Origin of the sequence: Dokdonella sp., assembly GCF_036518555.1 — a bacterium.
In the GTDB taxonomy this organism is placed as follows: domain Bacteria; phylum Pseudomonadota; class Gammaproteobacteria; order Xanthomonadales; family Rhodanobacteraceae; genus Dokdonella_A.
In genome coordinates this window covers 1-9,813 of sequence record NZ_DATDMY010000020.1, presented here as the reverse complement: position 1 = coordinate 9,813, position 9,813 = coordinate 1, and the positions used below count along the sequence as shown (strand labels likewise).

The 9,813-nt window shown below is 72.2% G+C and carries 10 protein-coding genes; 4 read left to right on the top strand and 6 right to left on the bottom strand.

The window, feature by feature from the left end; all coding sequences use genetic code 11:
* Positions 1–1,093 (top strand): ATP-dependent helicase C-terminal domain-containing protein (locus VI238_RS01285; protein WP_331647617.1); only part of this gene is annotated, 1,093 nt, incomplete at its 5' end.
* 249 nt (positions 1,094–1,342) lie between these two features.
* On the opposite strand, the gene VI238_RS01280 is transcribed toward VI238_RS01285, so the two are convergent.
* Positions 1,343–2,236: a DMT family transporter gene (locus VI238_RS01280; RefSeq protein ID WP_331647615.1), complete on the bottom strand. Its 894-nt coding sequence runs from the start codon at positions 2,234–2,236 to the stop codon at positions 1,343–1,345.
* 188 nt (positions 2,237–2,424) lie between these two features.
* On the opposite strand from VI238_RS01280, the gene VI238_RS01275 reads away from it, so the two are divergent.
* Entirely contained in the window at positions 2,425–3,126 is a 702-nt protein-coding gene (locus VI238_RS01275; RefSeq protein ID WP_331647613.1) for a metalloregulator ArsR/SmtB family transcription factor, read from the top strand.
* Between the two features lie 10 nt (positions 3,127–3,136).
* Here VI238_RS01275 and VI238_RS01270 read toward each other — a convergent pair whose 3' ends face one another.
* The 4 genes from VI238_RS01270 to VI238_RS01255 all read right to left on the bottom strand — a co-directional run bounded on the left by VI238_RS01270 (position 3,137) and on the right by VI238_RS01255 (position 6,260).
* Positions 3,137–3,760, bottom strand: a complete 624-nt coding sequence (locus tag VI238_RS01270; RefSeq protein ID WP_331647611.1) for a hypothetical protein — start codon at positions 3,758–3,760, stop codon at positions 3,137–3,139.
* A 108-nt stretch (positions 3,761–3,868) separates the two neighbouring features.
* Positions 3,869–4,612, bottom strand: coding sequence for a class I SAM-dependent methyltransferase (locus tag VI238_RS01265; protein WP_331647609.1), 744 nt, complete (start codon positions 4,610–4,612; stop codon positions 3,869–3,871).
* A 111-nt stretch (positions 4,613–4,723) separates the two neighbouring features.
* Positions 4,724–5,272 (bottom strand): pseudouridine synthase, encoded by a 549-nt coding sequence (locus tag VI238_RS01260; protein WP_331647607.1) that lies wholly within the window; start codon positions 5,270–5,272, stop codon positions 4,724–4,726.
* Between the two features lie 46 nt (positions 5,273–5,318).
* Positions 5,319–6,260 (bottom strand): methyltransferase, encoded by a 942-nt coding sequence (locus VI238_RS01255; RefSeq protein WP_331647605.1) that lies wholly within the window; start codon positions 6,258–6,260, stop codon positions 5,319–5,321.
* Between the two features lie 197 nt (positions 6,261–6,457).
* Here VI238_RS01255 and VI238_RS01250 point away from each other — a divergent pair, with 197 nt between their 5' ends.
* Entirely contained in the window at positions 6,458–6,625 is a 168-nt protein-coding gene (locus VI238_RS01250; RefSeq protein ID WP_331647603.1) for a DUF1328 domain-containing protein, read from the top strand.
* A 61-nt stretch (positions 6,626–6,686) separates the two neighbouring features.
* On the opposite strand, the gene VI238_RS01245 is transcribed toward VI238_RS01250, so the two are convergent.
* Positions 6,687–8,333, bottom strand: a complete 1,647-nt coding sequence (locus VI238_RS01245; protein WP_331647601.1) for a hypothetical protein — start codon at positions 8,331–8,333, stop codon at positions 6,687–6,689.
* 235 nt (positions 8,334–8,568) lie between these two features.
* Here VI238_RS01245 and VI238_RS01240 point away from each other — a divergent pair.
* On the top strand, positions 8,569–9,813 hold a 1,245-nt coding region (locus tag VI238_RS01240; protein ID WP_331647599.1), incomplete at its 3' end, for a protein kinase domain-containing protein.

Here is a 9,813-nt window from a genome sequence, read left to right as displayed (position 1 = left end):
CGACGACGGGACGCTCGCGGCGGTCGCGCAGGCGGCCGACGCATGGCGTCGCCGCTGCGGGAATGCCACCGCAGCCCCATCCGCGGCACCCGAGGATGCGCGTGCCGGCGCGATCGCGCCGACGGCCGTCGGCGACGTCCTCGTGCACGCGTTTCCCGATCGCATCGCGAAGCAGGACCCGGGCAATCCGCGCCGCTACACGCTCGCCAACGGGCGCGGCGCGCGCCTCGCCGACGACAGCGCGTTGTACGGCGAGCCGTGGCTCGTCGTCGTCGACCTGCGCCAGGAAGATCGCGACAGCCTCGTCTACGCGGCCGCGCCGTTCGACCCGGCGCTGCTCGAGCGCGATTTCCCCTCGCGCCTCGTGCGCGAGCGCAGCGTGCGCTGGAACCGCGACACGCGTGCGGTCGACGCGTTCGAGCTGCGCCGCTTCGACGCGATCGTGCTCGAGCGCCGCAGCGTGCCGGCACGAGCCGAGGACGCGGTCCCTGCGGTGCTCGCCGCCGTGCGCGAGCTCGGCCTCGATGCGCTCCCATGGAGCGACCACGCGCGCGAGTTGCGCCTGCGCGTGAACGCGCTGCGCGCCTGGTGCCCCGAACTCGGCCTGCCCGATTTCTCCGATGCCGCGCTGCTCGCGTCGCTCGAGGACTGGCTCGGACCGTACCTTGCAGGCAAGCGTCGCCTCGATGCGCTGGAGCCAGGCGAACTCTCCGAAGCGCTCGCCACCCGCATCGGCTTCGCGCAGCGCCGGGCGCTCGACGAACAGGTGCCGGTCGCGCTGCGCGTGCCGAGCGGCATGGAGCGCCGCATCGCCTACGCGGACGGCGCACCCCCCGTGCTCGCGGTCAAGTTGCAGGAGCTGTTCGGCCTTGCCGACACGCCGCGCATCGCGGGCGGTCGCGTTCCGCTCACGCTGCACCTGCTCTCGCCCGGCGGCAAACCCGTGCAGGTCACGCAAGACCTCAAGAGCTTCTGGGAACGCACGTACCCGGAAGTGAAGAAGGAACTCAAGGGCCGCTATCCCAAGCACCCATGGCCGGACGACCCATGGACGGCAATGCCGACGCATCGCGCGAAGCCGCGCGGGACGTGAGCGTTCTCGTGCGGTGGCGTGGCGTCGCGACCCGAAGGCGTCGTGGTGCGATGGCGGTGATTGTCGTCCGGCGTCCTCGTCAGCGTTGATGTCTTCCGCTCTCCCGCTTGCGGGTGAGGGCTGGGCGAAGAGGCCATGCGGTGCTCGTTGTTGTTGTTCTTCCGAGCAGCATCAGGCGCACCGCCCAAGCGCCCCCACCCTACCCTCTCCCGCAAGCGGGAGGAGGCAACACGAACGGAAGGCGGCGCCTCAGCGCCGCCCCTGCGCCTCGCGCTGGCTCACGATCACGCTGCCGAGGATCATCGTTCCCGCGACGAGCATCGTCGCGGTCGGCGTCTCGGCGAGCAGCAGCCAGCCCCAGAACACGCCGAACAGCGGCACGAGGTACGTGCAGGTGGTCGCACGCGCGGCGCCCACGCGCTGGATCAGGCGGAAGAAGAACGCATAGGCGATGCCCGTGCAGACCACGCCGAGCGCGATCGCGCTGCCCCACGACGCGCGCGAAGGCGACTGCGCGGGCCAGCTCGCGAGCGCGAACGGCGCGAGCAAAAGCGCGGCGCAGCCGAGCGTGCCCGCGACCGCCGCGAGTGGCGGCACGCCGGCGAACCAGCGCTTGGTGAAGTTCGCGGCGAAGCCGTAGCAGGCCGACGCGGCCGTGCCTGCGAGCGCGGCGGAGAACACGTCCGAGCCGGCGACCTTGCCGCTCATGAGCACGACGACGCCGACGAAGCCGACGATCATCGCGAGCGCGCGACGCAGGCTCACGCGCTCGCCGTAGACGAGCAGCGCGACGAGCGCGGTGAACAGCACGGTGAGGCTGTTCGCGATCGCGCCGACGCCCGCAGGCGCGCGTTCGGCACCCCATGCGAACAGCGAGAACGGGATCGCCGAGTTGAGTGCACCGACGATCGCGAACTGCGCGAAGCGCTTCGCATCGAGCAGCGCGCGCGCACGCCACAGGAACGGCAGCAGGATCAACGCGCCGAGCACGATGCGCACCTCGACGAGCGCGAACGGGCCGAACTCGGGCGCGGCGACGCGCATGAACAGGAACGAGCCACCCCAGATCGCGCCGAGCGCGACGAGTTCGAGCGGGGTCAACCAGTCGGTGCGCGGTGCAGCGGCGACGAGCGTGTCGGTCATGGCGCGGATCTCCTGCGGTCGCGCGGCGGCGGGTGTCCTTGCATGTGGCCACTCTGCGCCGATTCCAGTGGCGCGGGCGGGCCAGTTCGCGCGGAATGGATGGGACCGCCGCAGTCTGCCCCGTGCGTGCGGCGGATGCTTCGGGCCGACCCGAAACGATACGGCGGTGGATCCGCTAGGCTGCCGACATGACCGCGCCGGCACCGACCAGTCGCCACCGCCTCGCCGAGATCGGCAGCCTGCTCGCCGAGCCCGCACGCGCCGGCATCCTGCTCGCGCTCATCGACGGCAGCGCGCGGCCCGCGGGCGAACTCGCGGCGCTCGCGGGCATCGCGCCAGCGACGGCGAGCGCACACCTGCAGCGCCTCGTCGGCGGTGGACTGCTCGCGGTGCACGCGCAGGGCCGGCACCGCTATTTCCGGCTCGCGGGCGAAGAGGTCGCGCACCTCGTCGAGACACTCGCGCTCGCGGGTGCGCGAACGCCGAGCGCGCGTGCGTCGTCCGCCGCGGACGCGCCGTTGCGACGCGCACGCACGTGCTATCGCCATCTCGCCGGGCGCCTCGGCGTCGCGCTGTTCGAGTGCCTGCGCGGGCGCGACGCGCTCGAACTCGGCGACGACGCGATCCGCCTCAGCGCGACGGGTACGCGCTTCCTGCGCGACGTCGGCCTGTTCGACGTCGGCGACGACGGACGCCTGCTCGCCGGCCGCAGCTGCGTCGACTGGACCGAGCGCCGTTTCCATCTCGCGGGTGCGCTCGGCAACCGGCTCGCGCAGCGGCTGTTCGAGCGCGGCTGGTTGCGGGCGCGGCGCGATTCGCGCGCGCTCGCACTCGGTCCGAGCGGCGACGCCGGCCTGCGCGCGCTCGGCATCGACTGGACGCGGCTGTAGCCGCGGCGGCTCAGTCGCGCGGGCGCCCGTCCCGGCACGCGCTCGAGGCGGGCGCGCGCGCGAAGTCGGCGGTCCAGTTCGTCTCCCAGCCGCGGCCGTCGTAGGAGAACGCCTGCTCCCAGCGCGCATGGTCATCGTCGAGCTTGTCCCAGCGGTAGCGCACCTTGACCGGCCGTCCCGCATCGACGTCCTCGCCGTAGAACTCCCCGCGCGCACCGTCGAAGCCACCGACGACGGGTGTCTCGAGCCGGCCACTCGTGCTGTTGATCCACCAGATCGACCACTGCTTCGTCGCGAGGTCGTAGCTGCGCAAGGTGAAGCCGGCCCAGCCCTTGGTCGGGAAGCGGATCTCGTCCGCGGTGACGCGGCCGTCTAGGTACGGCGTCATGCACAGCGTCGCGGGGAACGTGTCCCATTCGTTGCTGCCGACGCCGCGTGCCTTCAGCCGGTGCTGCGTCGTGCGCCAGCCGCCCGCGAAGTACTCGAAGTCGTGGGGTCCGCCGGTGCGCGCGGTCGTGTAACCGGGCGGATCCGGGAGCGCGGCGGCGATCGCCGACGGGGCGCATGCGAGGACGCAGGCTGCGAGCGGGAACACGGCCACCCTTGCGCTGCGAACGAACGGCGTGCGATGCATGGCGTACCCCGTCGCGAGGATTCGAATCGATCCACGAACGAGTCTAGTCGCGCCCGGCGCCCCGGCACGGACCGCTTCGCGCGCGATCGATGGAGCCGATCGCCGGAGTCAGACGCGCCCGGCGCGCAGGTGGAAATCCCAGCGCACGCGCCGCGCGCGCGTCGCATCGCCCCAGCCACGCGCGATCTCGTCCTCGACGAGCGCGACCGGGTCCTCGCCGTTCGCGGCGATGTAGCGCTGCGTCGCCGACCACGAGCGCAGGTAGGCGAGGAATTGGGCGAGCGTCCATTCGACGTGCATGTCGAACGCGGGCGCCGCGATGTCGTCGAACGGAAACGGCAAGGTGCGGTAGCCCTCGTCGATGTAGCGTCGCTCGGGCGGCCAGTATGGCCCGGTGAGGTCGACGTAGAGCCGGTTCTTCGCCGCATCGACGGCGGGCGCGACGCTGCAATCGGCATAGCTCCATGCCGCGACGACGCCGCCGGGAACGAGCACGCGCCGCACCTCCGCGTAGTAGCGCGCATGATCGAACCAGTGCAGCGCCTGCGCGACGGTCGCGACGTCGGCGCTCGCATCGGCGAGCGAGCAGCGTTCGGCGGGCTCGACGCGGTAGTCGATGTTCGGTCGCGCTTCGGCGTGGGCGATCTGCGTCGCGCTCGGGTCGGTCGCGTGCACGTGCGCGAACCGCTGCGCGAGCGCGACGCTCGCCTGGCCGTTACCGCAGCCGGCATCCCACGCGAGCGAGCGGGCGGGCGCCTGCGACGCGAGCCAGTCGAACAGCGCCTCGGGGTAGGTCGGACGCGCTTCGTGATAGACGCCCGCATGGGCGGAGAAATGGTCCTTGAATGTCATGCGCGTGTCCTGTCGAAGCGGCGGAAGCCGCGATGCTCGTCCTGCGCCCGCGCAATCGCAAGGCGTGCGGCACGCGGGACCCCGCGTGCCGCCGCATCGGCCGACGCGCCGTCAGCGCGCACGCACGAGGCGCGTCTGCCCGGGCGCGAGGCCATCGAGCGCGTATGGACCGATGCGCACGCGCACGAGGCGCAAGGTCGGCAGGCCGACCGCGGCGGTCATGCGGCGCACCTGGCGATTGCGGCCTTCACGGATCGTCAGCATGAGCCATGCATCGGGCACGCTCTTGCGGAAGCGCACGGGCGGATCGCGCGGCCAGAGCCACGCCGGGGCCACGTCGAGCGCTTCGACCTCGGCGGGCAGGGTCGGCCCGTCGGCAAGCGCGACGCCGCGCCGCAATGCGTCGAGCGCGGCCGGCGTCGGCATGCCCTCGGCCTGCACGAGATACGTCTTGGGCTGCTTGTGGCGAGGATCGGTGAGCCGATGCGCGAGCGCGCCGTCGTCGGTGAGCAGCAGCAGGCCTTCGCTGTCGTGGTCGAGACGCCCGGCCGGGTAGACGCCGGGCACGTCGACGAAGGCGGCGAGCGTGCGCCGCGGCGGGTCGCTGCGGTCGGTGAACTGGCACAGCACGCCGTACGGCTTGTTGAGCAGGACGAGCATGCGTGCCGCAGCGGCGCGTTCGCAGGGCGAACGCGCCGGTGTCGCGTCAGTGCTTCTGCGCCGGGTCCGGCTGGCGGAAGATCGTGTCCGCGCCCGGTTTGACGAACTTGAGCGTCATGCGGTCGGACTCGCCGATCGCCAGGTACTTGTCCTTGTCCTTGTCGCCGAGTTCGAGCGTCGGCGGCAACGTCCAGACGCCCTTCTCGTAGTCCTTCGTGTCCTTCGGGTTCGCATTGACCTCGCTCGACGCGACGAGCTTGAAGCCGGCGCCGGTCGCGAGCTTGACGACCATGTCCTCGGGGAGGTAGCCCGAGTCCTTGATCTTCGCGAAGTCCGCGCCCGCGGCCGCGCGATGATCGACGACACCGAGCGTGCCGCCCGCCTTCAACACGTCGAAGAAACCCTTGAACATCGCCTCGGCGTTGCCGCCGCCGACCCAGTTGTGCACGTTGCGGAAGGTCAGCACGACGTCCGCGGAGCCCGGGGCGCCGAACGACGGCGCCTTGCCGTCGAACACGACGACCTTGGCCTCGCCGTAGCGCTCGGGGTCGCCTTCGAACTTCTTCTCGAGCGTGCTCTTGTCCTGCGCGGCTTCGCCGTTCGCGTCGCGCGGGCGCGCGATCGCGGCGACGTAGGTACCGTTGCCCTTGAGCAGCGGCGCGAGGATCTCGGCGTACCAGCCACCGCCCGGCGTGATTTCGACGACCGTGTCGCCCGCCTTGACGCCGAAGAACTCGAGCGTCTGCTTCGGATGGCGGTACGGGTCGCGCGCCTTGTTCGCGCTCGAGCGCCAGTCGCCGGCGAGGATGCCGTCGATCTTCGCGCCGAGCAGGTCGTTCGCGCTCTGCGGCGGCGTCGGCTGGGCCGGCTGGTCGGCCGGTGCGGGCGCGGCGGGCGCGGGCGTGGACGCGACCGGCGCGGGCGATTCGTTCGAGCCGCACGCGGCGAGTGCGAGTGCGAGCGGGATCAGGCAGGCGAGCTTGTTCATGGCGTCCTCGGTTCGGGTCTGCGCGGGGTCTCGGGGGCGCGAGGTTAGCACAGCGTTTCGCGGCGCCGCGGCCGTCCGTTGGCTGAATGCGACCGTGCGCGGGTCACTGCGCATTCACTCGCCCGGCTTCACCGTGGACCCCGCGACGGCGCCGCGACGCGGCGGCGCGCACGGAATCCCACTGCAAGGAGAACCGCATGCTCCACTACGCCATCGTGTTCCTCGTGATTGCGCTCATCGCGGGCGTGCTCGGCTTCGGCGTCATCGCCGGCACCGCGGCGTCGATCGCGAAGATCCTGTTCCTCGTCTTCCTCGTGCTGTTCGTCGTCTCGCTGGTCATGGGCCGGCGCGGGCCGGGTGTGTAGCCCGATGCGGGAACGTCGCGATGCGCGCCGCCGCGATGCGGCGCGCATCGGCCGCTAGCTGCTAGCCGTCGAAGCCGTCGCGGAAGATGCGGTCGACGGGATTCGACGGCGTCGCCGTCAGCAAGGCCGTCCCGTAGCCGTTGACCGACGCGGAGACGAGGATCGCGCCGTCCGCCCCGATCCACGCGTCGGCGCCGCGATCGTACTGCGCGGTGCCACCACCGCCAGCGGGCGCGAAGCTGTTGACGGCGGCCTGCACGACGCCGCTCGCGGTCGGGACCTGCGCGACGTCGCCTGCGCGCAGCACGCGTCGCGGCGCAGCGCCGCGCTTGAGCAGCCACAACGCATATTCGTTGCTCGGGTTGGTGTACGCCTCGAGCACGATGTCGCCGTTCGCGAGCACGGCGCTCGCGCGGAAGTTCGACCAGGTGCGATTCGCTTCGGGCGCGTACGGGACGTCGGCGCCGATGATCGCGACCGGCTCGGGCGGCTCGCCGGGTCGCACGCGGAACAAGCCGATCGGCGACGCACCGTCGCCCGTGTGCAGGTTCGCCTCGAAGGCGGCCCACTCGCCCGCGGCCGTGAGCGAGTACTCGTCGATCGACGTGAAGGTCGAATCGAGCCAGTGCGGCGAGAAGTCGCCCGTGTCGCCGTTGAGCGCGAGCGGCCGATTGCCGGTTGCGTCGTGGTGGAACAGGCCGCCGAAGCTCGCCCCGCCGGAGGCGAGGCGGCCGGTCGCGACGAAGAACACGCGTCCGGCGTCGGCGGGTTTGGGTGGACCGTAGAACGACGAGAAGTACGCCGTCCCGACCCCGAGTTCCGGACCGAGCGCACCCGTGACTTCGTCGGCGACGAGCGCGCGCGGCGCACCGTCGCAGAGCTGGAAGATGCCTTCACGCGAATTGCTCGTGGCCAGGCGCGCATAGATCGCGCCTTCGGCACCCACCGCGAACGCACTCAGCGACCCGCCCCAGTCGGCCGGGAACGAGTCGCCGGCGACGAGGCCCGGCGACAGCGCGGGATCGGTCGAATCCTCGAGCGCGCACGGCAGGTTGCCGCTGCCGGGCACGTGCAGCGCGACGAGATCGCGTGTCGCGGTCGCCGGCGTCGTCACCGTCGCGACGAGCAGCGCGCGGCCTCCTGCAAGCATGCGCGCGCCGGCGAAGTCGGACGCATCCTTGAAGCGCCAGCCTGCACCGAGGCCGGGCCCGAGCGCGCCGTCGGTGAGCGCGCGCGCGATCTCGACGTTCTTCGTGCCGTCCCATCGCCACACGCCCCAGCTCGCCTGCGCATCGCCGAGCGCGGGGTCGCCCGCGCGTGCGGCGAACACGCGCTGGCCGTCGGGGCCGGCTTCGCTCCAGCCGAGCACGTACGAAAGGAAAACATGCCCGGCTTCGCCGGCGCCGCGTCCGGGGCCGAGCGGACCGGTGACGCCGGCCTGCACGTAGCGCGCGAGGACGCCGTCGCGGCGCGCCCAGTAACCGCTGCTGCCGCTCGGCGAACTCACGCGCAGCCCGACCATGCCGGCGCCCGCGCTGCCGATCGAGACGTCCGAGAACGTGCGGTCGACGCCCGCAGGCAGGTTCGGCGTGACGACGCTGCCGGATTGGCCGGCGATCGCGCGCCATGTCACGACCTGCGCGGCCGCGGGTGGCACGTGGGCGAAGGCGATCGCGAGGGCGGCGACGGCGGATGAAGGGATCGACATGGTTCCATTCCTCACTCAGGGGAAGTGCGAGAGCGCGCAGCCGTCCTGCGGGCTGCATGCAGCCGGATCGAAGTCGCCAGGGCGGGAGGCGCGTCGTGCGCGTGTCGATCATGCTAGCGTAGGCGATTGCGCACGACGGCCAAGTCGCGTCATCGCCGCGGTAACGTTTGGGTAACGCGTTTCCGCCGCGCCTGCCGGCTCCGTGCAAACCCATGCCACGCCTCGGATTTACGCCATGACCGACGTCGCGACCCCGCGCGAGCCGCTCGCCTACCGCTACCGCTTCGGCACGGCCGAGTTCGACGAGGCGCGCTTCGAACTGCGCGTGGCCGACCTGCCCGTCGACGTCGAGCGGCGTGCGCTCGACGTGCTGGGCTACCTGCTGCGCCATGCCGGCGAGGTCGTGACCAAGGAGGAGCTGCTGCGCGAGGTGTGGGCGGGTCGCGTGACCGTCGACAAGGTGCTGCCGAACGCGATCGCGAAACTGCGCCGCGCGCTCGGCGAGGCGAATGCGGAGCGCCTCGTGACGCAGGCGCGCGTCGGCTACCGGCTCGACGGCGACGTCGAGCGCAGCGCGGTCGGCCGTCGCATCGACGGCCGGCTCGAGCTCGCGCCGGGCCGGCCGGTGCCCGGGCGGCCGAACTTCACCCTGCGCCGCCCGCTCGGCGCGAACCGCGGCAGCGAGGTCTGGCTCGCCGAGCAGGCGAAGACGCACGTGCTGCGGGTCTACAAGTTCGGCGCCGACGGCGAGCGCCTGCGCTCGCTCAAGCGCGAGGCGACGCTCGCGCGCGTCCTGCGCGAAACCCTCGACGAGCGCGGCGGGTTCGTCGACATCATCGACTGGAACTTCGAGCAGCCGCCGTTCTTCCTCGAGTGCGAATACGGCGGCGAGAACCTGCTCGAGTGGGCCGAGGCCTCCCTTGCCGCGACCGACGTCGACGCACGCATCGCGCTGTTCCTGCAGATCGCCGACGCGGTCGACGCGGCCCACGGCGTCGGCGTCCTGCACAAGGACCTCAAGCCCGCGAACGTGCTCGTCGACGGTCGCGACGGGACGCCGCACGTGCGCCTGACCGACTTCGGCAGCGGCCACCTCGTCGATCCCGAGCGCCTCGCCGAGCTCGGCATCACGCGGCTCGGGCCGGCCACCGCGCGCGACGTCTCGACCGGTTCGACCGCGGGTACGGCGCTGTACGTCGCACCCGAGCTGTTCGCGGGCCAGGCGCCGACCGTGCGCAGCGACGTCTACGCGCTCGGCGTCATGCTCTACCAGATCCTCGCGGGCGATCTCGCGCGGCCGATGGCGTCCGGCTGGGAGCGCGACGTCGGCGACGCGTTGCTGCGCGAAGACATTCGCCTCGCGACCGACGGCGAGCCGCAGCGCCGGCTCGCGAGCGCCGGCGAGCTGGCCGTGCGACTGCGCAACCTGCCGGCGCGCCGCGCCACGCTCGCGGCGTCGACGGAAGCGGAGCGGCGCGCG